This is a genomic window from uncultured Granulicatella sp. (assembly GCF_963515095.1).
Lineage (GTDB): Bacteria > Bacillota > Bacilli > Lactobacillales > Aerococcaceae > Granulicatella.
The window spans coordinates 14,735-39,557 of record NZ_CAUPXD010000015.1 but is presented as its reverse complement, the minus strand read 5'-3'; the positions used below and the strand labels follow the sequence as shown (position 1 = coordinate 39,557).

General features: G+C 33.2%; 25 protein-coding genes. 20 read left to right on the top strand and 5 right to left on the bottom strand.

Features of this window, described 5'->3' with window-relative positions; translation table 11 throughout:
- Positions 1–162: 162 nt before the first annotated feature.
- The 6 genes from RWL86_RS04905 to yghU all read left to right on the top strand — a co-directional run bounded on the left by RWL86_RS04905 (position 163) and on the right by yghU (position 6,103).
- Positions 163–2,343: a PTS transporter subunit IIBC gene (locus RWL86_RS04905; protein ID WP_314077459.1), complete on the top strand. Its 2,181-nt coding sequence runs from the start codon at positions 163–165 to the stop codon at positions 2,341–2,343.
- 51 nt (positions 2,344–2,394) lie between these two features.
- A complete protein-coding gene (locus RWL86_RS04900) occupies positions 2,395–3,210 on the top strand; it encodes an endonuclease/exonuclease/phosphatase family protein (protein WP_314077457.1) in 816 nt (271 codons plus the stop codon).
- Between the two features lie 172 nt (positions 3,211–3,382).
- Positions 3,383–4,027, top strand: a complete 645-nt coding sequence (locus RWL86_RS04895) for a hypothetical protein (protein WP_314077455.1) — start codon at positions 3,383–3,385, stop codon at positions 4,025–4,027.
- 31 nt (positions 4,028–4,058) lie between these two features.
- Positions 4,059–4,616: a sugar O-acetyltransferase gene (locus tag RWL86_RS04890; RefSeq protein WP_314077453.1), complete on the top strand. Its 558-nt coding sequence runs from the start codon at positions 4,059–4,061 to the stop codon at positions 4,614–4,616.
- Positions 4,617–4,766: 150 nt separating this feature from the next.
- Positions 4,767–5,297, top strand: coding sequence for a DUF4865 family protein (locus RWL86_RS04885; RefSeq protein WP_314077451.1), 531 nt, complete (start codon positions 4,767–4,769; stop codon positions 5,295–5,297).
- Between the two features lie 17 nt (positions 5,298–5,314).
- Positions 5,315–6,103, top strand: a complete 789-nt coding sequence (yghU, locus tag RWL86_RS04880; RefSeq protein WP_314077449.1) for a glutathione-dependent disulfide-bond oxidoreductase — start codon at positions 5,315–5,317, stop codon at positions 6,101–6,103.
- Between the two features lie 170 nt (positions 6,104–6,273).
- Here yghU and RWL86_RS04875 read toward each other — a convergent pair whose 3' ends face one another.
- The 3 genes from RWL86_RS04875 to RWL86_RS04865 form a co-directional block, all read right to left on the bottom strand.
- A complete protein-coding gene (locus tag RWL86_RS04875) occupies positions 6,274–6,471 on the bottom strand; it encodes a CsbD family protein (RefSeq protein WP_314077447.1) in 198 nt (65 codons plus the stop codon).
- A gap of 142 nt (positions 6,472–6,613) precedes the next feature.
- On the bottom strand, positions 6,614–7,243 hold the full coding sequence (locus tag RWL86_RS04870; protein ID WP_399534466.1) for a DUF421 domain-containing protein: 630 nt from the start codon (positions 7,241–7,243) through the stop codon (positions 6,614–6,616).
- Positions 7,243–7,695: a DUF3290 family protein gene (locus RWL86_RS04865; RefSeq protein ID WP_314077445.1), complete on the bottom strand. Its 453-nt coding sequence runs from the start codon at positions 7,693–7,695 to the stop codon at positions 7,243–7,245. Before RWL86_RS04865 ends, RWL86_RS04870 begins: the two co-directional genes overlap by 1 nt.
- A 190-nt stretch (positions 7,696–7,885) precedes the next feature.
- Here RWL86_RS04865 and RWL86_RS04860 point away from each other — a divergent pair, with 190 nt between their 5' ends.
- The 6 genes from RWL86_RS04860 to RWL86_RS04835 all read left to right on the top strand — a co-directional run bounded on the left by RWL86_RS04860 (position 7,886) and on the right by RWL86_RS04835 (position 15,257).
- Positions 7,886–9,838, top strand: coding sequence for a DUF4435 domain-containing protein (locus RWL86_RS04860; RefSeq protein WP_314077444.1), 1,953 nt, complete (start codon positions 7,886–7,888; stop codon positions 9,836–9,838).
- A 336-nt stretch (positions 9,839–10,174) separates the two neighbouring features.
- On the top strand, positions 10,175–11,533 hold the full coding sequence (locus RWL86_RS04855; RefSeq protein WP_006702918.1) for an FAD-dependent oxidoreductase: 1,359 nt from the start codon (positions 10,175–10,177) through the stop codon (positions 11,531–11,533).
- 493 nt (positions 11,534–12,026) lie between these two features.
- Positions 12,027–13,259 (top strand): FtsW/RodA/SpoVE family cell cycle protein, encoded by a 1,233-nt coding sequence (locus RWL86_RS04850; RefSeq protein ID WP_314077461.1) that lies wholly within the window; start codon positions 12,027–12,029, stop codon positions 13,257–13,259.
- Between the two features lie 13 nt (positions 13,260–13,272).
- Positions 13,273–13,638: an arsenate reductase family protein gene (locus RWL86_RS04845; protein ID WP_314077443.1), complete on the top strand. Its 366-nt coding sequence runs from the start codon at positions 13,273–13,275 to the stop codon at positions 13,636–13,638.
- Positions 13,631–14,008, top strand: a complete 378-nt coding sequence (locus RWL86_RS04840; protein ID WP_314077442.1) for a glycine cleavage system protein H — start codon at positions 13,631–13,633, stop codon at positions 14,006–14,008. The genes RWL86_RS04845 and RWL86_RS04840 overlap by 8 nt, the downstream gene beginning before the upstream one ends.
- A 1-nt stretch (position 14,009) precedes the next feature.
- Positions 14,010–15,257, top strand: a complete 1,248-nt coding sequence (locus tag RWL86_RS04835; RefSeq protein ID WP_314077441.1) for a peptidoglycan bridge formation glycyltransferase FemA/FemB family protein — start codon at positions 14,010–14,012, stop codon at positions 15,255–15,257.
- 208 nt (positions 15,258–15,465) lie between these two features.
- On the opposite strand, the gene RWL86_RS04830 is transcribed toward RWL86_RS04835, so the two are convergent.
- Entirely contained in the window at positions 15,466–16,206 is a 741-nt protein-coding gene (locus tag RWL86_RS04830; protein ID WP_314077439.1) for a gamma-glutamyl-gamma-aminobutyrate hydrolase family protein, read from the bottom strand.
- Between the two features lie 221 nt (positions 16,207–16,427).
- Here RWL86_RS04830 and sufC point away from each other — a divergent pair, with 221 nt between their 5' ends.
- The 8 genes from sufC (at position 16,428) to RWL86_RS04790 (ending at position 23,574) form a co-directional block, all read left to right on the top strand.
- Positions 16,428–17,198 (top strand): Fe-S cluster assembly ATPase SufC, encoded by a 771-nt coding sequence (sufC, locus tag RWL86_RS04825; RefSeq protein ID WP_006702912.1) that lies wholly within the window; start codon positions 16,428–16,430, stop codon positions 17,196–17,198.
- 10 nt (positions 17,199–17,208) lie between these two features.
- Positions 17,209–18,501 (top strand): Fe-S cluster assembly protein SufD, encoded by a 1,293-nt coding sequence (gene sufD / locus RWL86_RS04820; RefSeq protein ID WP_314077436.1) that lies wholly within the window; start codon positions 17,209–17,211, stop codon positions 18,499–18,501.
- On the top strand, positions 18,488–19,723 hold the full coding sequence (locus RWL86_RS04815) for a cysteine desulfurase (RefSeq protein WP_314077435.1): 1,236 nt from the start codon (positions 18,488–18,490) through the stop codon (positions 19,721–19,723). The genes sufD and RWL86_RS04815 overlap by 14 nt, the downstream gene beginning before the upstream one ends.
- Positions 19,710–20,159 (top strand): Fe-S cluster assembly sulfur transfer protein SufU, encoded by a 450-nt coding sequence (gene sufU, locus RWL86_RS04810; RefSeq protein ID WP_314077434.1) that lies wholly within the window; start codon positions 19,710–19,712, stop codon positions 20,157–20,159. Before RWL86_RS04815 ends, sufU begins: the two co-directional genes overlap by 14 nt.
- Before the next feature lie 2 nt (positions 20,160–20,161).
- On the top strand, positions 20,162–21,556 hold the full coding sequence (gene sufB, locus RWL86_RS04805; protein ID WP_006702908.1) for a Fe-S cluster assembly protein SufB: 1,395 nt from the start codon (positions 20,162–20,164) through the stop codon (positions 21,554–21,556).
- Positions 21,557–21,871: 315 nt separating this feature from the next.
- A complete protein-coding gene (locus RWL86_RS04800; protein ID WP_399534472.1) occupies positions 21,872–22,189 on the top strand; it encodes a DUF6978 family protein in 318 nt (105 codons plus the stop codon).
- Positions 22,190–22,204: 15 nt separating this feature from the next.
- Positions 22,205–23,005 (top strand): DUF1828 domain-containing protein, encoded by an 801-nt coding sequence (locus tag RWL86_RS04795; RefSeq protein WP_314077431.1) that lies wholly within the window; start codon positions 22,205–22,207, stop codon positions 23,003–23,005.
- A gap of 50 nt (positions 23,006–23,055) precedes the next feature.
- Complete coding sequence (locus RWL86_RS04790; RefSeq protein WP_314077430.1) at positions 23,056–23,574, top strand: isochorismatase family cysteine hydrolase; 519 nt, start codon at positions 23,056–23,058, stop codon at positions 23,572–23,574.
- A gap of 28 nt (positions 23,575–23,602) precedes the next feature.
- On the opposite strand, the gene RWL86_RS04785 is transcribed toward RWL86_RS04790, so the two are convergent.
- Positions 23,603–24,691 (bottom strand): endonuclease/exonuclease/phosphatase family protein, encoded by a 1,089-nt coding sequence (locus RWL86_RS04785; protein ID WP_314077429.1) that lies wholly within the window; start codon positions 24,689–24,691, stop codon positions 23,603–23,605.
- Positions 24,692–24,823 lie beyond the last annotated feature (132 nt).

The window sequence follows — 24,823 nt, the reverse complement described above, 5'->3', positions numbered from 1 at the left end:
CTTGGGACATTTTTACTTGTGTTTAATTGAGACATTATCACTTGTGTTTGACAATAAAAATAATTCTTTTTGTAAAACACTTTACAAAAAAAAGTAAAATGTTATAATAATGATATAGGTAATGCAAACGTTTGCCTAAAATAAAAAATAAAGGAGATTTGAATGATGAAAGAGACATTCAAAAATATCTTGTCTTTCGAGTTTTGGCAAAAATTCGGTAAGGCTTTGATGGTGGTTATCGCTGTTATGCCGGCTGCCGGATTGATGATTTCAATCGGTAAGTCATTGGTTATGATTAATCCAACTTTTGCACCACTTGTAATCACAGGTGGAATTCTTGAGCAAATTGGTTGGGGTGTTATCGGTAACCTTCACATTTTGTTTGCCCTAGCGATTGGAGGAAGCTGGGCTAAAGAACGTGCTGGTGGTGCTTTTGCTGCTGGTCTTGCCTTCATTTTAATTAATCGTATCACTGGTACCATCTTTGGTGTATCAGGTGCTATGTTGAAAGATCCTCAAGCAATGGTAACAACTCTGTTTGGAGGTTCAATTAAAGTTGCTGATTACTTTATCAGTGTTATGGAAGCTCCAGCATTGAACATGGGTGTGTTCGTAGGGATTATCTCTGGTTTTGTAGGGGCAACTGCTTTCAACAAATACTATAACTTCCGTAAACTTCCAGATGCACTTTCATTCTTTAACGGAAAACGTTTTGTACCGTTTGTAGTTATTCTTCGTTCAATAATTGCTGCAATTGTACTTTCAGCTTTCTGGCCACTTGTGCAAACTGGTATCAATAGCTTTGGTATCTGGATTGCTAACTCACAAGAAACTGCTCCAATCCTTGCACCATTCTTGTATGGTACATTGGAACGTTTGCTCTTGCCATTTGGTCTTCACCACATGTTGACTATCCCAATGAACTACACAGCTCTTGGTGGTACTTATGAGGTCTTAACTGGTGCAGCAAAAGGTAGCCAAGTATTTGGTCAAGATCCACTTTGGCTTGCATGGGTAACAGACCTTGTAAACCTTAAAGGTACTGATGCTAGTCAATACCAACACTTGTTAGATACTGTTCACCCAGCTCGTTTCAAAGTTGGACAAATGATTGGTTCATTCGGTATCTTGATGGGTGTGGTTGTGGCTATCTACCGTAATGTTGATGCTGACAAGAAACACAAATACAAAGGTATGATGATTGCGACAGCTCTTGCAACATTCTTGACAGGGGTTACTGAACCAATCGAATACATGTTCATGTTCGTCGCAACACCTATGTATCTTGTTTACTCACTTGTTCAAGGTGCTGCCTTCGCTATGGCTGACGTTGTAAACCTACGTATGCACTCATTCGGTTCAATCGAGTTCTTGACTCGTACACCTATTGCGATTAGTGCTGGTATCGGTATGGATATCGTTAACTTCGTTTGGGTAACTGTTCTCTTTGCTGTAATCATGTACTTTATCGCAAACTTCATGATTCAAAAATTCAACTACGCAACTCCAGGGCGTAACGGAAACTACGAAACTGCTGAAGGTTCAGAAGAATCTAGCAGTGAAGTGAAAGTTGCAGCAGGTTCTCAAGCTGTAAACATTATTAACCTTCTTGGTGGACGTGCAAACATCGTTGATGTTGACGCATGTATGACTCGTCTTCGTGTAACTGTTAAAGATGCAGATAAAGTAGGAAATGCAGAGCAATGGAAAGCAGAAGGAGCTATGGGTCTTGTCATGAAAGGACAAGGGGTTCAAGCTATCTACGGACCAAAAGCTGACGTATTGAAATCTGATATCCAAGATATCCTTGATTCAGGTGAAATCATTCCTGAAACTCTTCCAAGCCAAATGACTGAAGCACAACAAAACACTGTTCACTTCAAAGGTCTTACTGAGGAAGTTTACTCAGTAGCAGACGGTCAAGTTGTTGCTTTGGAACAAGTAAAAGATCCAGTATTTGCTCAAAAAATGATGGGTGATGGATTTGCAGTAGAACCTGCAAATGGAAACATTGTATCTCCAGTTTCAGGTACTGTATCAAGCATCTTCCCTACAAAACATGCTCTTGGTCTTGTGACTGAAGCAGGTCTTGAAGTACTTGTCCACATTGGTTTGGACACAGTAAGTCTTGAAGGAAAACCATTTACAGTTCATGTAGCTGAAGGACAAAAAGTTGTAGCAGGTGATCTTCTTGTCACAGCTGACTTGGATGCTATCCGTGCAGCAGGTCGTGAAACTTCAACAGTCGTTGTCTTCACAAATGCTGAAGCTATTAAATCAGTTAAATTAGAACAAACAGGTTCTCTTGCAGCTAAAACAGCAGTTGCTAAAGTAGAATTGTAATATACTTGAGGTTGGAAGCTGTATTCCAACCTCTTATTTTGGGAGAAAAGAATGAAATTTTTAACACTCAATACTCACAGTTGGATGGAAAAAGAAGCTGAGGAAAAATTCCAGATTTTGCTTGAGGATATTCTTGAAAAGGACTATGATTTGATTTGTTTCCAAGAAATCAATCAGGAGATCACATCTCCAGAGGTGAAGGTCAATGATCTTTATCAATCTTTGCCAGCAGCTGAGCCTATTCACCAAGATCACTATGTTAGACTTTTGGTTGAAAAGTTGTCTGAGCAAGGGAAAAATTACTACTGGACTTGGGCCTATAACCATATCGGTTATGATCGCTACCACGAAGGTGTGGCTATCTTGTCTAAAACACCTATTGAAGCCAGAGAAATTTTGGTTTCAGATGTGGATGATCCAACAGACTATCATACTCGCCGTGTTGCCTTGGCTGAAACGGTAGTGGATGGTAAGGAACTGGCAGTTGCTAGTGTGCACCTTTCTTGGTGGGATAAAGGTTTCCAAGAAGAATGGGCAAGATTCGAGACTGTACTGAAAGCTTTGAACAAGCCTCTTTTGTTAGCTGGAGATTTTAACAACCCAGCAGGTCAAGAAGGTTACCAAGCTATTTTAGCTAGTCCATTAGGCTTACAAGATGCATTTGAAGTTGCTAAAGAGAAAAGTGGTAGCTATACCGTTCCACCAGAAATTGATGGATGGAAGGGAAATACAGAACCACTCCGCATTGACTATGTTTTTACCACTAAAGAGTTAGAGGTAGAAAACCTACATGTCGTTTTTGACGGGAATCATAGTCCTCAAGTGAGTGATCACTTTGGCTTAAATGCTCAGTTAAATTGGAAATAAAAGTGAATGTTAGACAAATCCTGTTGGCGAGAAATCACCGACAGGATTTTTTGTATGTATGGATAAGGATACTGAACTTTATTAGGGTTAAGAGATGTTAGTATTCATAATTGTTTACTAAAAACCTAGTATCCGGTAAAATAAACATTAGTTTAAAAAGTGAGGTATAAAGATGTTTAAAAATTTCTTACAATTAACACGTAAACAAAAAATCATTACAATTGTAGTTTATACAGTGATTGCAGCTATTACGATGTATCTTGGGTATAATCAAACTCAAACACCTGTTGTGACTACTAATTCTCTTACAGGATTCCAAAGTGCTCAATTAGCTCAATTACCTTCAGCACCTGATAATTCTATTTTAGGATGGTTAAATTTCCATAAAATTGGATTAGTATTTGCTCCCGTTAGTGTTTTGATTCTTGATTATTTTAAAATTCATTTAATTCGAAAAGGATTTATTCTGAAAACATTACTCAGTGCAGGTTTAATTTTACTATCGACATTTTTATTACAAGTTGCTTTAGCCATTGTCTTTACAATTGTTGTAATAGCCATTGCGCTATGTATTCTTTTCAATGAATTTGGAGCGGGTTCAGGTAGTTATAGTGGAGGTGGAGATTATTCGGCTCCATCTGGTAATAACAATGATGCTTTCAATGCTGAACAAGCTAGACTTGCTAGTGAGCAAGATGCAGAACGTAGAAGACAACAAGATATTGATCGTTACGAAAGAGCAGCTTATGAATACCAAAGCCGTGGCCTAAATCGAGCTGCAGATGAAATGAATCAAAGAGCGAATAATTTAAAATAGAAATGCTTATCCATTGAAAGGCGAAGAAGAGATGAAAAGTGAATATCAAAAAATGATAGCAGGAGAATTATATTCTCCATCAGATTTAGAACTTAGAAAATTGGCAAAAGAATCTCGAAAAAAACAAAATGAGTTTAACCAAGAAGATGATGAAAGTAAGAGTGCTCAAATTATAAAAGATTGGTTTGGCTCTACTGGAGAACGTTTCTATATTAATCGTTGGGTAGTAGTAGATTATGGGATTAATATTCATATTGGAGAAAATTTTTATTCGAATTATAATTTAACGATGCTGGATGTGTGTCCCATTACAATTGGGAAAAATGCTATGATAGGCCCTAATTGTCAATTTCTGACACCACTTCACCCACTAGATCCTGTTGAGCGTAATTCCGGTGTTGAATATGGAGCGCCTATCACAATTGGAAACAATTTCTGGGCAGGTGGAGGAGTGACTGTTCTTCCAGGAGTGACACTAGGAAATAATGTTGTTGCAGGAGCAGGGGCTGTTATTACTAAATCATTTGGGGATAATGTAGTTTTAGCGGGAAATCCAGCTCGAATCATTAAAGAAATTCCTGTGAAGTAAATGTATGAATGAATTACTTCATAAGCTAATTAGAAATACAAAAAGACAATAATATATGAAAAGCCATTGATGAAATGAATCAAAGAGCGAATAATTTGAAATAGAATGAGTCAACTAACATTAAAAGATTTTTTGAAAGGAATGAATGCTATGATATCAATGCAATATAAAATTCAATTACCAGATTCGTTTGACATGAACATCATTAGAGAACGAGTTCGAGAAAATGGACATAAAATGGACGGTTTTAAAGATTTACTTTTTAAAGCGTATCTTATCTCTGTAGAAAATAGTAAAAATGACATCAAAAAAGAATATGCTCCATTATATTTATGGAAAGATTCAGTAGGAATGAATCAATTTATATGGGATGGATTTTATGATAATATTTTGAAGTCATTTGGATGGCAAACTATTTCTACAGCAATTCCATTAGCATTTGAAAAAAAGGAAAACTTTAATAACAGTCGATATTGTTTAGAAATAAGAAGAGAAATCTCAGAATCAACTCAAATGGAACGATTAAGTTTCTCAAGTACCTTTAACAATAGTACGAGTCAATTATTAGTCTATAATCCAGAAAAATGGCAATGTAAAGAATATTATTTCTTTGAAGAACTTCCAGAACAAATGGAAGGTACAAATATTTATGAAATCTTACATTTATCATTAGAACAGTAAAATTAAAGGAGAATAATATGACAAATTATGAATTACCACGTGTGTGGAGTGCAGCAGATAGCAATCAAGGAAAATTTTCAGGCATTAACCGTCCAACTGCAGGGGCACGCTTTGAACAAGTATTACCAAAAGGGGAGAAACCTTTCCAATTATATTCTCTAGGAACTCCAAATGGTGTAAAAGTGACGATTTTATTAGAAGAATTGTTAGCATTAGGAATCCAAGAAGCGGACTATGACTTATATAAAATTTCTATTATGGATGGAGAACAGTTCGGAACTGGCTTTGTAGAAGTAAATCCAAACTCAAAAATTCCTGCGTTATTAGATCAATCTAGTGCAAACGATATTAGAATCTTTGAATCAGCGAATATCTTATTATACCTTGCTGAAAAATTTGAACAATTTCTTCCCAAAGAAGTTGAAAAACGTACAGAAGTATTAAACTGGCTATTTTGGCAAGCTGGATCTGCACCATTTGTCGGTGGAGGATTTGGACATTTCTATAATTATGCTCCGGAAAAAATTGAATATGCCATCAATCGTTTTACAATGGAAACAAAACGTCAATTAGATTTACTAGATAAAGAATTAGCAACGAGACCTTATATTGCTGGAGATGAGTATACAATTGCAGATATTGCGATTTGGTCTTGGTATGGACAATTAATATTAGATAAACTATACCAAAATTCAGCAGAGTTTTTAGATGCATCTAGCTACACACATTTAGTGGAATGGGCAAAACTAATCGAGAATAGACCTGCTGTTCAAAAAGGACTAGACGTAGAATATAAGAGTTTATAGTTCGTAGTTTAAGAGAAAAAATTAGAAAAGGAATTAGGCGATATATAGTTGCATAATTCCTTTTTTTGTATTAATGATATTTATTTCTTATTTTAATGATTTAAAGTAAAACTAAAAAACACGCTCAGTATTCAATTGAGCGTGTTTTGATTTATAAGATTTAATCGTTATTAATCTTTTTTAAAGATGTTTTTAACACCTTCAATAGCGCCTTCAACAGCATCTTTAGCGTCTTCAGCAACTTCTTTTACTTTAGAAACTACTTGTTCAGTAGCTCCTTCAGATTCAAGTTTTTTGTCGCCAGTTAATTTACCAAAACCTTCTTTGATAGAACCAGCAACTTGGTTTAATTTTTCTTCTGCTGACATAAGATTACCTCCATTTATTAGTTTATATCTAATTCAAAGAAGAGTAATCATCATTAAACTAGATAGTAGCTAAAGTATATCTATTCTAATTTTCATAAGCAAATTAAATGCTCAGAAAATTTACTGAGTATTCATCAAAATATTAATACGTTACAACATTAATTTGACCTTTGTCATATTCAGCAATAAAGATATCCGCTACATTATCATAGCCTTCTTCTTCTAACTTGGCCATTAACCATTCTTCAGATTTGCCAATTGTATCTAAAATTTCCGTTTGAATAACACCATCTGTAATAATAGGATATTTAGGATTTTCATCGCCCATTCTTACAATAATAAATTGCCCATTTTGTTCAATCACAGCTCGTTTAACATCTTTTAATTGGAATACACCTTGAGAACGTAATTTAAGAGCCACATCTGCAGCAGATAAACCTTTTGAACGACAAGCTTCTGGATCTAATTTTCCATTTTTAATAATTATCACAGGTTTACCGTCAATTAATTGCTTAACCACTAAGACATTCGTGTTCAACCATTTCAATAGTAAGATTAAGATTGTCCAAATAATTAAAATAACAACATACTGAAGAAGTGAAATCGAACTATTGTAAATAATCCCACCAAGAAGTCCCCCGAGAACAAAGTTTTGTACTTGGTCTACTGCAGAACTTGGTGCTAAATTTCCTTTACCAGTTACATTGATAACAAATACTAAAGAAATAAGACCTAAAGCTAACTTAATCGCAATTGTAATAAAAAAGCTCATTATTTTTTCACCTCCACAAGTTCGACGTCTGATTTATATAATTCCATCTTCTCTAATAAATAACTATCTTTGTTTGAGCCATTTAAAGCACGATAGAATTGATCGCCAACCTTAATAATTGCACCATCAGTTGTAGCAGAAGTGTTGACATAAATCTTTTCCTTCTCCACCCCTAATTCTTTTGAAACAATTTCAATAAAACGTAAGGAATTACGGAATTGATTGTTTGTAGATTGATTGCTTTGAAAATTAGAAATACTAATTAAAACAACCGCCACTAAAGCTAAAATTGAAATAATCGATAATTCACGAAACTTACTACCACGTTTATCTTGATAAGCTTTAAAAGCAAAAAATCCAGTAACAAGAATCAATAACGCAGAAAGAATAACCATTACCCAATCTTGCTGACTGATTTGACTTAATACATATTCATATGAATAAAATTTCATAAAGAACCTCCTTTTTTGAATGTAATTTATTATAAAATATTTATGATATATTGACAATGGATGGAGATTGAGAGAAGGAGTGATGAGGAATGAGGTGTGAAGAAAAAATGAGAATTCTAAAAGTTTTAATGCTATACTATGAGTACGAAATGAAAAGATAATAGTTATAGAGAATAGGGGGAGGACCTAAATGACAATTGATGAAGAAAAGTTAAAAACAATGATTTCAGATTTGGGAGAATGTATTAAAGCTTTGAATGAAACTAAGGAGCAGTTAAAAGATGAATATGATGTAAAAAAACATCAATATGTTAGAAATCCATACAATAATGGCCCAGTGACTTTTGAAATTTTTGAATTATCTTTTGAAGAAGCATTCAATAAAGTTATTGAGTACTTGGCAATTCAAATTGAAACTTTAGAAAATTATTCTAATTTAAGAACAGAAATAAAGGATACCATAATTAGTAAAAGTTATAATAATATTCTAAATGAATTTGATTATCCATATGATACATCTTCTTTAAAATTGAATGTTACTAATATTGATACATTTATTAATATTTTAACGTGGAAAAATTTAAATGATGACTATAAAAGACTCGATTTATTAAAGCAATTTTCAGGAATTGAAAAAGATATAGTTTTAATTGGAGGTAATGGTAAAGGGAAAACATTTTTAGCTAACTTTCTAAAAGAAAGTGAATTTAATTCTATTTCTGTTATTGGCGCGCAAAAGATTTTAAATTTTTATAGTAATAGAAATAATTCATTAAGATCTTCTCAAAAGGATATTGAGGAGTCTTTATTAAAAAATATCATAAAAGATTCTAAAGAAGATCTGTCTAATTTTGAATTTTTTAATTTTTTAAATGATCAATTTACCAAACTTATAACAGCTATGAAAGTAGAATATATGAACTATTTATGTGAATGTGATCAAGCAAAAAGAGTTCCTGAAAATAATAGTACTGTATTTGGAAAAGTTAGGAATATTTTTCCACTCTTATTTAAAGATTTAGAATTAAGTTTTAATGAAAGAAAAGAAATTCCTTTACGGGTTAAGAAAAATGGAAAAGAATATTCAGTTAATGGTTTGTCAGAAGGCGAAAAAGTTGTACTCTATTATGCAATTAGTGTTTTAATGGCTAAAGATGATGGATTAATAATTATTGATGAACCAGAAACATATTTAAATTCTTCCATTTCAAATTTATTATGGGATAAATTAAAAGAAGAAAAACCAAATACACAATTTTTATTTATTACTCATTCTGTAGATTTTGTATTAGGAAGAAGTAATGCTCAAATTGCATGGATAAAGGAGTTTGTTTATCCAGATGAATGGGAGTTAGAACTATTAAAGGAAGAAAATGAATTGCCTAAACAAATGTTGACAGAGATTTTAGGAAGTTCAAAACCTTTTTTATTCTGTGAAGGAGATAAAAGTAGTTTAGATTACCTTATTTACAAAGGATTATTAGGTGAAAAATATACAGTTATTCCCTCTGGAGGACATAATAAAGTTATAAATAATGTAAGAGCAATAAATAAACTGGAAGATTTAAATACCGCATATGGGATTTTAGATTTAGATAATCTAACTGAAGATGAAATCAAAGTATATAAAGAGGAGCAAATAGAAGTTCTTCAATTTAATGAAATCGAAATGTTATTTTTTGAAGAAAATATAATGAAAGAAGTAATGAAAAATATTTTTCCAGAAGATTATACAGATATTATTGAAACTTTTAAAAAGGAATTTTTTGCTACTGTTAAAAAAAATGTAGATCAAATATCATTAACGCATGCGAAAAGATGCCTAGAAAGATATTTAAAAACTGAGAGAGTTAAAAAATATAAAAAACTAGAGGAAATTCGAAAGGGACTAAATGATATTTCTAGTTATAATATAGAAAATTTATTTGAGGAAAAGAAACAACAAATAATAAAAATTGTTGAAGATAAGAATTATTCAGAACTTTTAAAAAATTGTAATTTGAAAGAAAAAATTAGTAAAGAAATTGCTAATAAATATTTAGATAAGCTTTATATTGAAAAAGCCAAGCAACGAATTTTAATGGATTCTAAATTAAAAGAATATATTGTTAATAATTACTTTTCGTTTGAGAAAAAAATTTAAAATATTAATCTATAATAAGATTATAATGCCTTCTATTTTTGGAAGGCTTTTTAATTAAATTATTTTATTAGAAGAATATCGAATAAAAAATCTTTTGAAGCGGCAGTGTCAAGAATTTATAATAGAAAATTTTTATTCCTTTAAAACTGTGAGAATGCCTTTAGTTATTGTAAAAAATGGTATAAAAAATGAAACACTTTCAATTAAAAATTTAAAATAAAAAAATTATTAAACAAGTAAGCTAAAAGTTTGCATTTTCCTTTGAAATTGTATACGATATCACTTGTAGATGAGAATCATTCTTATTTATTATGAAAACATAGGAGGCTAACATACATGAAAGTTGTAGTAGTTGGATGTACTCATGCGGGTACTGCTGCAGTAAAAACAATTTTAAATGATAACCCAGGAGCACAAGTCGTAGTATATGAAAGAAATGACAATGTATCTTTCTTATCATGCGGTATTGCGTTATACGTAGGAGGAGTTGTGAAAGACCCTCAAGGCTTATTCTATTCTAGTCCAGAAGAATTAGCTTCATTAGGAGCAGAAGTTCATATGGAACATGATGTAACAAGCATCGATACAAAAGGTAAATCTTTAACTGTTAAAGATTTAAAATCAGGAGAAGAAAAAACAGAAACTTTTGATAAATTAGTTTTAACAACTGGTTCTTGGCCAATTCTTCCTCCAATTCCAGGACGTGAATTAGAAAACGTTCAATTATGTAAAAACTATAACCAAGCTAAAGAAATCTTTGCTAAGAAAACTGACAAGAAGAAAATCGTTGTTGTCGGTGGTGGATACATCGGTATCGAATTAGTAGAAGCATTTGCTTTAGAAGGTAAAGAAGTAACATTAGTAGACGGATTAGACCGTATCTTAAACAAATACTTAGACCCAGAATTCACTGATATCTTAGAAGAAGACTTACGTGAACGTGGCGTACAAGTTCGCTTAAACGAAATGGTTAAATCATTCGAAGGCGAAAACGGAGTTGTAAACAAAGTTGTAACTTCAGGTGGCGAATACGAAGCTGACATGGTTATCTTATGTGTAGGTTTCCGTCCAAACAACGACTTAGTTAAAGACCAATTAGAAACAATGCCTAACGGTGCTATCATCGTTAACGACTACATGGAAACATCTGTTAAAGATGTATTCGCAGCTGGAGATAGCTGTGCTGTTAACTACAATCCTAACGGAGGACACGCATACATTCCATTAGCAACAAACGCTGTACGTATGGGTGCTTTAGTTGGTAAAAACATTAACGGACATAAAGTTAAATACCGTGGAACACAATCTACATCTGGATTACACTTATTCGGATGGAACATTGGTTCAACAGGTGTAAACGTAGGTAGCGCACCTCACTTTGGTTTAGATGTACGTTCTGTATACGTGGTAGATAACCACCGTCCAGAATTCATGCCAACATACGAAAAAATCTACATGAAATTAGTTTATGAAGTAGGAACAAACCGTATCGTAGGTGGACAAGTAATGTCTAAATACGACTGTACAGCTTCTGCAAACACATTGTCATTAGCAATCCAAAACAAAATGACAATCGAAGACTTAGCATACGTAGACTTCTTCTTCCAACCAGTATTCGACCGTCCATGGAACTACTTAAACATCTTAGGACAAGCTGCAGTAGAACAAGAACGTGTATTAGCTGAAGGCAAATAATTACATTAAATAATGAAACAAAAACGACAAGTATCTCAACGACACTTGTCGTTTTTTTGAGTTTTTATCTCTTGACAAATCGGTTTTTCAGTTGAAGAACCATCATAACCGCCCCTCACGTTAAGGAGAGTGAATAGAAAGAAAAAACATTTTTACCGTAGCAGTAAAATTACGACTTAAACGTCCTTTAAATCAAGGAGAGTGAATAGAAACAGAAATAATTTTCATAGTAGCAATAATATAAACCACAGAGCAGTGGTTTATATTATTAGGAAAAATTGAGACCAAGGCTCAATTTTTAGCCAAGAGACCCAAAGGGGCTACTGACGTCCGGCTACCATGAAAATTATTTCTGTTTCTATTCACGAGTATTTCCTAAAAAAGAATAAAGACTACGATTGAATTAGCATTTCCATTCGTTTCTATGTTACAATAAGAAGGCAGATTATTAGATACAATAACAGAAGAGGAGAAAAAAATGAGAAGAAAAATCATGTATGACGAACAAGATGCAAGAATAGATTACGGAATCATTCTCCCCGTCTTATTACTAGCACTCATCAGCATAGCGACATTACTATCAACCACCTACCTCCAAGTAGCAAACGGATCTCTCAGAACCGTCCTCATGCAATTTGTATGGTACGTCATAGGGACAATCGCCATAGTTGTCATTATGCAATTTGACTCAGAACAACTATGGAAACTAACAAACCTGACTTACGTTATAGGACTCCTACTCCTAGTAGCCGTCTTATTCTTCTACGACAGAGGAACCGCAGCCGCAACCGGTGCGAAAAGTTGGTTCAGAATCGCCAGCTTCTCCTTCCAACCATCGGAAATTGTAAAAATATTTTACATTCTGATGCTGGCAAAAGTAGCGACCGACCATAACCGACTAACGAAGTACCGTACAAGAAGTACAGATTGGTATCTATTTGCGAAATTAATCGCCATTTCATTACCAGCCTTATTACTCGTTATCCTACAAAATGACTTAGGAACAACATTAGTATTCTTAATGATTCTAGGCGGCGTCATGATTATGTCAGGAATTAGCTGGAAAATCTTATTACCATTAATTTTAACAGCCGTTCTAATCGGTTCATTACTTATTTACTTAGTAGTGTACAACCGACAATTATTATTAAATATCGGATTCAAAAATTATCAATTCGGACGTATCGATTCATGGTTAGATCCATATCGTGACCAAGGTGGAGCAGGATTCCAATTATTCCAAAGCTTGAAAGCAATCGGTTCAGGAAAAATGTTCGGTAAAGGATATGGACACTCAGAAGTGTACGTTCCCGTTCGTGAGTCAGACTTAATTTTTGCAACCATTGGCGAAAACTTCGGATTCCTCGGAGGAACATTCTTAATTACAGTCTATTTCATTTTAATTTATCAAATGATTCGTGTATGTTTTGATACAAAAAATGAGTTTTATTCTTATATTGCAACAGGAGTTATTATGATGATTTTATTCCACGTTGTAGAAAATATCGGAATGACAATTGGACTTTTACCGTTAACAGGGATTCCATTACCATTCATTTCTCAAGGGGGATCTTCTCTATTAGGAAATATGATGGGAATTGGGTTAATGATGTCAATGAGATATCATTTCAAGAGTAATATTTTCGGGGAAGATGAGGATCCATTTACCCAAGAATCAAGACAACAACAACAATTATCAGAAGAATTTATAAAAGCAAGAGCATAGGGAGAGAAAGAATATGATCATTTATAGCCATCCAAAATGTACAACTTGTAAGAAAGCCTTAAAATGGTTAGAATTACACAATATTTCATTTGAAGTAAAAGATATTCGTGAAGAGCATCCAACCTCAGAAGAATTACAAGTTCTAGTTGAAAGAAGTGGATTACCACTCACAAAAGTGTTTAATACAAGTGGAGAATTATATCGTAAATTAGGATTAAAAGATGTCATTAAAACAATGGAGACTTCTAAAGCGATGGAGTTATTAGCCAGTGATGGAATGTTAATTAAACGACCATTATTAGTATCAGATGAAGCAGTGTTTTTCGGGTTTAAAGAAGAACAATATGAACAATTATTGAAAGGTGAATCAAATGATTAAATATAGTGAAAATGGTTTATGGATTAAACAAGAGAAAAAACAATATACAGTAGGTATTTCTCCAAAAGGTCAAGATGATATTGGAGATGTTAGTTTTGTAGAATTATTTGTCCAAGAATCATTAACAACAGAAGATTCATTTATGAGTGTGGAAGCAGCAAAAGCTGTTACAGAATTTGTCAGCCCATTATCAGGAAAAGTTGTCGCTTGGCATACAGAATTAGAAGATAATCCTGAAATGTTAAATCAAGTTGACACAGCAGTAAACTGGATTTATACATTAGAAGAAGTGGATGAAGCAGCATTTGCTAGCTTATTAGACAAAGATTTACCAATCGTTTGTGAGAAGAAAGAAGGGTGTGGAAACTAGCATGCAAGTACAAGTAATTACAGCAGAAGTTTTTGAACAACATCAAGAAAGTTTTAAGAGTGCTAACTTTTTACAAACAAAACAAATGGCAGAAGTTCATGGGCAACGTAGTGTATTTGAAGAAATATTTTTTATTGCTTGGACTGAAGGAAACGAATGGATTGCTCAAGGGTTAGTAGGAATTCGTAGACGTTTTAGATTTTTCAAAGAAGCCGTTATGATTCAAGGTCCCTTATTTGAAGAGGATAAAATTGCCCAACTTCCTCAAATGTTAGAAAGTTTAGAAGAATTCTTGAAAGAACAAGGGATTGCTAGAGTAGAAATGAACCCCTATTTGATGAATAAAGTCATTAATGAATCTTTAGAAGTCGTAGAAGAGTGCCGTTATCCAGAATTATTAGCGAATTTTGAAAAAGCTGGATATGCCCGTTTCTTAGATTTAGATGGTCGAGCAGTCATGGGGCAATTGTTCAGAAAAGATTTATCTGTATATGAAGATAGCGAAGCCATTTATAAAGATTATTCGAATTCATTAAAACGTGACTTACGTAAAGCGGTAGAATCTCATATTACGATTCGTGAATTAGAATTAGATGATTTAGAAATTTTCTATTCAATTTTAAGTGAAACTTCTGTTCGAAAAGGATTCCGAGTACAAGATTTCAGTTATTTCCAACAAATGAAAGAGGCTTTCCAAGATAAAGTAAAATATATGGTTGCATTCTTAGATGTAAATGCTTATAAAGCTTATTACGATGAAAGAATTGAATTTTTTACAAATCGTGTAGAAGAGTTGGAAAAAGAATTAGCCGTCCGTGAAGCAGAAGGAAAACATGTAAAGAAAACACGTGGATTGATTACGGATGCTAAGGATCAATTAGCGAGTTATCAAAAACGAAAAACAACATTTGAAGCATTAGATATTCATAATCCGATGTTAGCTTTATCAGGATATTTATTTATGTGTTATGGGGATGAAGTTATTTCAGTATTTGGTGGTTCTCATGAAGAATACTTAAACTTTGGAGGTTCAAGCTTATTGAACTGGGAAATGATGAAATATGCGAAAGACAATGGATTTAAGTATTATAATTTCTACGGAACAATTGAAACGAATCAAGCGAACCAAAATGAAGGAAACTTTAACTTCAAACGTCAATTTGGCGGAAGACTCGTACAACCAGTCGGAAACTTTACAAAAACACTAAGCCCAGTATTAGCATTCATTGCGCGATTTAAGAAAATATAATACTCTAACGTTTTATCGTGGAATAAGAAATGGAATTTCTTATTCTGCGATATTTTTTTGCATAATAAAGAGAAAAGACTTTTCAATGTAGTAAGAACAATAAAAGCCACTTCAAGTGGCTTTTATTGTAGGAAACATCGAGACCTAGGCTCGATGTTTAGCAATGAGACTCGCAAAGCGAGGCTGCTTGCGTCCTATTTACTACATGTCAGAAAAGTCTTTTCTCTCTTACGTACTGTACAAAATGGTTGAATAATTCTTGCATTCCTTCATCAGTACTAATCATCGCTTCTGGATGACCTTGAAGAGCAATAATGTACTGTTCCTCTTCATTAGACTCAAAAGCTTCAATTAATCCATCAGCACTCCAAGCAACAGCTTTGAAATTTGGAGCAAGCTCTTTAATCCCTTGATGATGATAAGAATTAATCGCCGCTTTAGTACCAAGAATTTTTGCTAATTCACTATCTTCCATAATTTCAATAGAATGTGTTGCCATTGAAGGCATCGTTTTCTGTGAATGTAAAATATTTGATTCTGTATATTGCGTTTGTAAGTCTTGATATAAGGTTCCTCCAAAAGCAACATTTAAAATTTGAAAGCCTCGACAGATTGCTAGAATAGGTTTACGTTGACGATAAGCTTCTTCAATGAGTGCAAGATCAAAAGTATCTCTAATTGGATAAGTTCTTCCTAATTTTAAATGAGGTTCTTCTCCATATAGTAGAGGTGAAACATCTTGCCCACCTGATAAAACTAATGCGTCAACTCGTGAAATATATTCGTGAGCTGTTTGACGAGAAACAATTGGTAAGATTACTGGAATGGCATTTGCTTTTTCTAATCCAGTAACAAATCCATTTGGAGCATAGGATAATAAATAGGGATCTTGTTCAGTATTATCTTGACGATGGTTCCCTGAAATTCCTATTAAAGGATATTGTTGCATCTGATTTTCCCCTTTCGCATTGTAAGTAGTTTATATAATACTCCATTTTCAGAAAAATGAAAAGATTTTATATGAAAATAAAAGAAAAAATTATAAAAGAAGAAGTGACTAAAAATCGTTATCTTTTGATAATCGTTCTCATTTAGGATAAAATGTTCTTAATGTGACAGATAAAAAATTCTGTTATATCATTGAGGATTTATTTTGAAAGGGGCTTAATAATGGCAACATTAGAAATTAAAAATTTACATGTGTCAATTGAAGATAAAGAAATTTTAAAAGGTGTTAATTTAACCATCAATACTGGAGAAATCCACGCAGTTATGGGACCGAATGGAACAGGAAAATCAACTCTTTCTGCAGCGATTATGGGACATCCAAGTTATGAAGTAACAGAAGGAGAAATCTTATTAGATGGAGAAAACGTTCTTGAAATGGAAGTAGACGAACGTGCTCGTGCAGGTCTATTTTTAGCAATGCAATATCCAAGTGAAATTGCTGGAGTAACAAATGCAGAATTTATGCGTTCAGCCATTAATGCTCGTCGTGATGAAGACAATAAAATGGGTGTTCGTGAGTTCATCAAAAAATTAGATGAAAAAATGGCAATTTTAGATATGCCAGAAGAAATGGCAGAACGTTACTTGAATGAAGGATTCTCTGGAGGAGAAAAGAAACGTAATGAAATTCTTCAATTAATGATGATTGAGCCAAGTTTTGCTATTTTAGATGAAATTGACTCAGGGTTAGATATTGATGCGCTTAAAGTCGTTTCTCGTGGGGTTAATGCCATGCGTGGTGAAAACTTTGGATCATTAATTATTACTCACTATCAACGTTTATTAAACTATATTGAACCAGATGTTGTTCATATTATGATGGACGGACGTGTCGTAATGACTGGAGATGCTGCATTAGCAAAACGTCTAGAAGCAGAAGGATATAAAGGAATTAGTGAAGAATTAGGAATTTCTTTAGAACATCAAGAATAGGAGAAAGAGAATGGCAGAGAAATTAACCGTAACACCAGAACAACTGACTTCATTCTCACTTCTAAAGAATGAACCAGATTGGTTTTTGGACATTCGTTTAAAAGCATTGGAATTAGCGAAACAATTACCATTACCATTTATTGAGCGTGTAAAATTCCATCGCTGGAATTTATTCCAAAGTGAAATTGGAGAAGCAAACTCACTCATTACAGAATTAGAAAAAGACATTCCAAGTGCAGTAGGAAGTGCAAAAATTGTTCAATTAGGAGCAGTTTCTTACTGGGAAGAGATGAATGTTGAAACAGCTATGCAAGATGTATTAGTGATGGATTTATTTGAAGCATTACAACAATATCCAGAATTAGTGAAACCATACTATATGACAAAAGCTGTACCAGTGGATGAAGATAGCTTAACAGCGTATCATGCAGCAATGGTCAATTCAGGAGTTTTCATTTATGTTCCTAAAAATGTTGTATTAGAAGATATTATTGAATCTCATTTTGTACAAAATAATACAGTAGATGAATCATTTGTTAAACACGTATTAATTATTGCAGAAGAAAATAGTTCACTATCTTATGTGGAACGTTTTGAAAGTATTGGAGATCGTAAAAATACTGCGAATATCATTGTAGAAGTGATTGCAAAAGAAGGAGCAAAAGTTCATTTTGCAGCAGTTGATACATTAGGACAACCAACGGATGCATACATTAACCGTCGTGGCTATTTAGAAAAAGATGCGACGATTGAATGGGCATTAGGCATTATGAATGACGGAAATGTAATCGCAGACTTCGATAGTGAATTACGTGGAGCAGGTTCTACTGCAAAAGTAAATGTTGTTGCTATTTCAACTGGTAAACAAGTTCAAGGAATTGATACAAGAGTGACAAACTATGCAAACCACTCAGTTGGACATATTTTACAACATGGGGTTATTCTTGATAAATCAACGTTAACATTTAACGGAATTGGACATATTATTAAAGGAGCAAAATTCGCAGATGCACAACAAGAGAGCCGTGTATTGATGCTTTCTGAAGGCGGACGTGGAGATGCGAACCCAATTTTATTAATTGATGAAAATGAAGTAACTGCAGGACATGCGGCAAGTGTAGGACAAGTGGATGATGAACAATTATTTTACTTAACAAGCCGTGGAATTAGCCAAGCAGAAGCGAAACGTTTAGTAATTCGTGGATTCTTAGGTTCTGTTATTAGTGCAATTCCAGCACAAAATACGCAAAAAGAATTAGTAGAAATGATTGATCAAAAGTTGGCGAAAAATGATGAACAGTAATGATATTCGAAAAGATTTTCCAATTTTAACTAGAACCGTTAATGATGAACCATTAGTGTATTTAGATAATGCTGCTACAACGCAAAAGCCTGAATGTGTGATTCGTTGTATAGAAGAGTATTATCGAAATTATAATGCCAATATTCATCGTGGCGTGCATACACTCGCTCAACTAGCAACAGATGCCTATGAAGCGAGTCGTCAAAAAGTGCAAACATTTATCAATGCTTCTTCGATAAAGGAAGTATTGTTTACAAGAGGAACAACGACTGGAATCAATTGGGTGGCGCAAGGTTTTGCCAAATATCGCCTGCATGAAGGAGACGAGATTTGGATTAGTAAAACGGAGCATCATTCTAATTTTGTTCCATGGCAACAATTAGCACTTCAAACAGGAGCTAGTTTAAATTTCCTTCCATTAACTTCGGAAGGTGAACTAGATTTACAAGTTACAAAAGAAGTGTTAACTCATCAAGCAAAAATTGTCTCAATTGCGCATGCTTCTAATGTGTTAGGAACCATTCAGCCAATTAAAAAATTAGCAGAAATCGTCCATGAAGTTGGAGGAGTATTAGTTGTTGATGGCGCTCAAGCAGCACCTCATATGAAAATCGATGTACAAGACTTGGATTGCGACTTTTATGCGTTTAGTGGCCATAAAATGTTAGCTCCAACAGGTATTGGTGTCTTATATGGAAAGCAAGCACTATTAGAAGAAATGCGCCCCATTGAATTTGGCGGGGAAATGATTGACTTCGTGTATGAAAAAGAAAGTACATGGAATGAACTCCCATGGAAATTTGAAGCAGGCACCCCAAATATTGCCGGTGGAATAGCACTAGGAGCAGCGATTGATTATTTAGAACAAATTGGTATGGATCAGATTCATGCCCATGAACAACAATTAGTAGCATATGTTTATGACCAATTAACACAAATGGAAGGTGTGACCGTTCATGGTCCAACAGATATTTCAAGAAGAAGTGGCGTCATTTCATTTACAATGGATGGCGTTCACCCTCACGATTTAGCAACTGCCTTAGATATGGAAGGAGTCGCAATTCGTGCAGGACATCATTGTGCGCAACCATTAATGAGAGATTTATGCGTTTCTTCCACTGCCCGTGTTAGTTTTTATGTTTATAATACAATGGAAGAAGCTGAATTTTTCATAGAAGCATTACAAAAAGTAAAGGAGTTTTTCTCAGATGGCTTTATCTAAATTAGATCAATTATATCGTCAAGTGATTTTAGACCATTCGAATTTTCCTCGTCATAAAGGAATTCAAACTGAAAAAACAGCTGAAGTTATCGAGTTGAATAATCCGACTTGTGGCGATGTATTGCAGTTACAATTAGAATTATCAGACGATGGTCATATTACAAGTGCTCGATTTGATGGACAAGGTTGTTCGATTAGTATGGCGAGTGCCAGTATGATGTGTGTTATTTTAGAAGGAAAAACTTTACCAGAAGCTTTGGAATTAGCAGAAGATTTTTCAAAATTAGTGCAAGGACAAAGTGTGAATGAAGATCGATTAGAAGATGCTGCCTTACTAAGTGGAGTTTCTAAATTCCCTGCACGTATAAAATGTGCAACCTTAGCATGGAAAGCATTAGAAAAAGCAGTTGAACAGAAAAACAAGAAAGGAATTTAAAAATGAGTGGAGTTCCAGAATTAGAAGATTACAAGTATGGCTTTCATGAAGATGTAACGCCCGTATTTGATAGTGGAGTTGGATTAAGCGAAGAAGTCGTTCGTACCATTTCAAAAATGAAAAACGAACCAGAATGGATGCTTGAATTCCGACTAAAATCTTTAAAAGCATTTGAAAAAATGCCAATGCAAACATGGGGAGCAGATTTATCAGATATTGATTTTGATGCGATTACCTATTTCAAACGTGCGAGTGATAAACCAGCTCGTTCTTGGGATGATGTTCCTGAGAAAATCAAAGATACATTTGAAAAAATTGGGATTCCAGAAGCAGAACGTGCTTATTTAGCAGGTGCATCTGCACAGTTCGAGTCAGAAGTTGTGTATCATAATATGAAAGAAGAATTCGATAAACTAGGAATTGTCTTCACTGATACAGACTCAGCATTAAAAGAATACCCAGAATTATTCGAAAAATATTTTGCAAAATTAGTACCACCAACAGACAATAAATTAGCAGCATTAAACTCAGCAGTATGGTCAGGAGGAACGTTTATTTACGTACCAAAAGGCGTAAAATGTGATGTTCCACTTCAAACATACTTCCGTATTAATGACCAAAATATGGGACAATTTGAACGTACATTAATTATTGTTGATGAAGGCGCAAGTGTACACTATGTAGAAGGATGTACAGCACCAACATACTCATCAAACAGCTTACACGCTGCGATTGTAGAAATCTTCGTAGAAGAAGGTGGATACTGCCGTTATACAACGATTCAAAACTGGTCTGACAATGTCTACAATCTTGTAACAAAACGTGCTCGTGCAGCAGCTCATGGAACCGTTGAATGGATCGATGGAAACTTAGGAGCAAAAACAACAATGAAATATCCTTCTGTATTTTTAGAAGGACCTTATGCAAAAGGGACAATGTTATCAATTGCCTTTGCTGGAGAAGGTCAACACCAAGATACAGGGGCAAAAATGATTCATAATGCACCTCATACTTCTAGTTCGATTGTTTCAAAATCAATCGCAAAAGATGGCGGTGTCGTAAACTATCGTGGACAAGTAACCTTTAGTAAGAAATCTGATTATTCAATTTCTCATATTGAATGTGACACGATTATTATGGACGATTTATCGAAATCAGATACAATTCCATTTAACGAAATTCATAATGATAAAGTTGCTTTAGAACATGAAGCAAAAGTATCGAAAATTTCTGAAGAACAACTATTCTACTTAATGAGTAGAGGAATTAGTGAATCTGAAGCAACAGAGATGATTGTTATGGGATTCGTTGAACCATTTACAAAAGAACTTCCAATGGAATATGCAGTTGAATTAAACCGTTTAATTGCTTATGAAATGGAAGGTAGTGTGGGATAAAACCCTAGCAAGTGCTAGAAACGTTGATATAACAGCGTTCCTAGGCTTGCTTTTTTGTTTAGAATGGGAAATGACCATCAAAATGACCATCACTTATACAAAATTACTTGAATTTACAAGTTTTGAGTTTTATTATTCAAATATAAGAAGATAAAACAAAGAAAAGGGATGATTTTAATGGATTTTAATAATTTGAATGACAATGAAGTTAAGCAATTAATAAAACGTCTTAAGAAACCTTTTAATTCTGTAAAATTTAATAAAAGATTACAAGAAGAATTATAATCGAAGCTAAATAAAGTTAATTTTGATGAAATAGTTTTAGATTCTGAAGATGTTGAGTATATTGTAAAAATATACAGAGGAAGGTTAGATTTAGAAAGATTTTCTATTCATATACGATTTAAAGAATTTCAACATCATTTAGTGAGATTAGATATTAATCCAACACAAAGGCATATCAATCCTGGAACAAAAGAAATGATTGTAGGAAGTCATATTCATATTTATTCAAATTTGAATGATAAAAAAGATTCGATTGCTATTCCATTAGAAAAAAGTAATTTTCCAATTGTACACGAATTAATAGATGCAGTAGAAAAATTTTTCAAGTATAATAATATTGAAAAATGAGATAAGGAGTGGAGTATGATGGCTAAATCAGAAACTTTAAAGCAAATCTATTTTGATTGGTTATTTAAAGATTATGATTTCATTGATTTGTCAGATGATATCGTAAAAATTAATACATCATTTTATGATAATCAGTTTGACTCTATCGTAATGTATGTAGAGTTTTTACAAAATGATGAAATTATTGTAACTGATGATGGATGGACAATTTCTGAATTAGAAAATCATGGTATTTACTTCTCCAAGAGAAATAAAGCTCATTTTGGATTACTTAAAAATATTACGGATAATTTAGGAATTGAGTTGAATGGTAAAGAACTTTTTATAAAAACAAGTTTAGAAAAGTTTGCAATTGCAAAGCAAAGATTATTACAAGGGATTTTGCAAGTTAATGATTTGATAGTATTACAAAAATCTAATATAAAAACCCTTTTTAGTGAAGAAATTGAATCAATTTTAAGTGAAAATGAAATTTTATTTTCTACTAAACCTTCTTTTGCTGGTAAAGCTGGAGTTACAGTTCAATTTGATTTTAGTATTCCAACTAGACGAAATAATAAGCCTTCAGAAAACTTAATTCGAACAATCAAAAATGGAAATAATTTAGATAGATCAAAAATCTTAGCAATGGATACTCAATTATTGAAAAACTATAAATCAAATGTAGAATATTTTGCAATATTTGATAATGAAACTTATCCAATCACTTCATCAGTAAATGAAATTAAGTCAATTTTTGAAGAAAATAGTGGAAATAAAATACATGTTATTCAATTTACGGAATTCAGAGAAAATCCAAAGCAATTTCTTGCTTAAAATTATATCATATTAATATTATAAGGTTAAAAACAAAGGAAACTAAACAAATGAAGGCACTAATTGTATTAGACTGTCAAAAAGGTATGTTAGAACGTGGACATTTTGACGAATTGAGAAAAAATATTTTAAAATTACAAAATATTTTTAAGCAAAATGGAGATATTATTATTAATACGAGACATATTGATAATGATGAAAATAGTATTATTTACAATGGAAATGAAAGTGGAAGTTTAGATAAAGAATTGTCAGTCTTAGCTGACTATATTATTGAAAAAGAGACTTCAAATATTTTTCACTGTAAAGATTTGACGGAGATTTTAGTGAAGCATCAAATTAAAGAAGTAGTAATTACAGGATTAAATGCGGAATATTGCTGTTTATTTTCTGCTATTATTGCTTCAGATAGAGGTTATAAAGTAACTTATATTGAAGATGCAACTGCCAGTGTGAATAATGGGGAAACATATGAAATGAAGGATTTAGATATTGTTGATTTCATTGGTTGTATATTAGATTGGTCAGGGCAAGTAGAAGTATTATATCTTGATGAATTTGAAAAATAAAAAAATAGTGCTATAATGCGCTATTTTTTTATTTTAATGTAAAACTCATTGAAACTGGGTTGTGATCGGAATGTTGGAATTCTAAGTCATGTGCTTGGACATGATTGAATTGTACATTGTCTGAAATAATGAATCCATCGACTAATGTTACAAAAGTTCTTCCTTTTTGGTAGCCTTCATCTAATGCACGAGCTGAAGGAATTTTTTGTTCTGCTAATCCTTGAGTGGCTAATGTAAAATGCTTTGAAAGATTTTCTACTGGAAATGGATGAGTCCAAGTTTGCGGTTCATCGGATGTTTGGAAGACTTCCGGACTTTTTCCAAGTAAAATATCATGATTAAAGTCACCACCGACAATGACATAGTTTCCTTTTTCATATTCACTTTCCATATAATGGAATAGCTTTTCTAATTGGCTTTTTCCAATCGTTGGATCTTTTGTATATGCAGATAAGTGAATATTGATTAATGCTAATTGTTTCTGATTTGAAACGGGTAAGTAACTAACGGTAAAAGCTCGGTCTAAATCGAAAAATTTATTGAAATTCGTTTCAATTGGTAAACTATATCGTTGGCTAGATTGAATCGTGTATTTGGACATCGTTAGGAGTCCAGAAGTTGCTTTTCCAATGGGATCTAATAGTGGATAAAATAAATACGGTGAATCATAGTTTTGTCCAAATACCCAATTTTGCTTCTCAAAAGCCTGAGTTATAAATTCCACTTCATCCACATGTTGGGAACGATCTCCATCCGTGTCTATTTCTTGGAATAGAGCAATATCTGGTTGAATCATCTGAATAGCATTTTGGATTCCTTGCATATTATTTAATACGGTTTGTCGATTATAGGCTCTTGAATATTTTCCACCATCCATAAAGAAGCTATAGTCTTGAGGGTAAGCTCCATATCCGATATTAAAAGAGGAGATGGTATAATCTTTTCCAGTGTTGAGAGAATGGTCTGTATGGCTTGTAACGGATAAAGTCAGATTATCTTCTAAACGATAATAAGCCGTATAACCATAAATAAAATAACCAATAATCAAACTGATAAGAATGATTAGAGGACTTAAAAAATAAAATAGTTTTCGTTTGAATGATGTTTTTCTTTTCATAATGCATTCCTTTGCTAATCCATAAATATCTTTATTCATTATTATAGCACGATACTTTAAAACTACATAAAGGGATGAATTTCATTTCATTGACAGTGTTTTCTATTTTGGTGTATAGTGGCTCTGTTATAA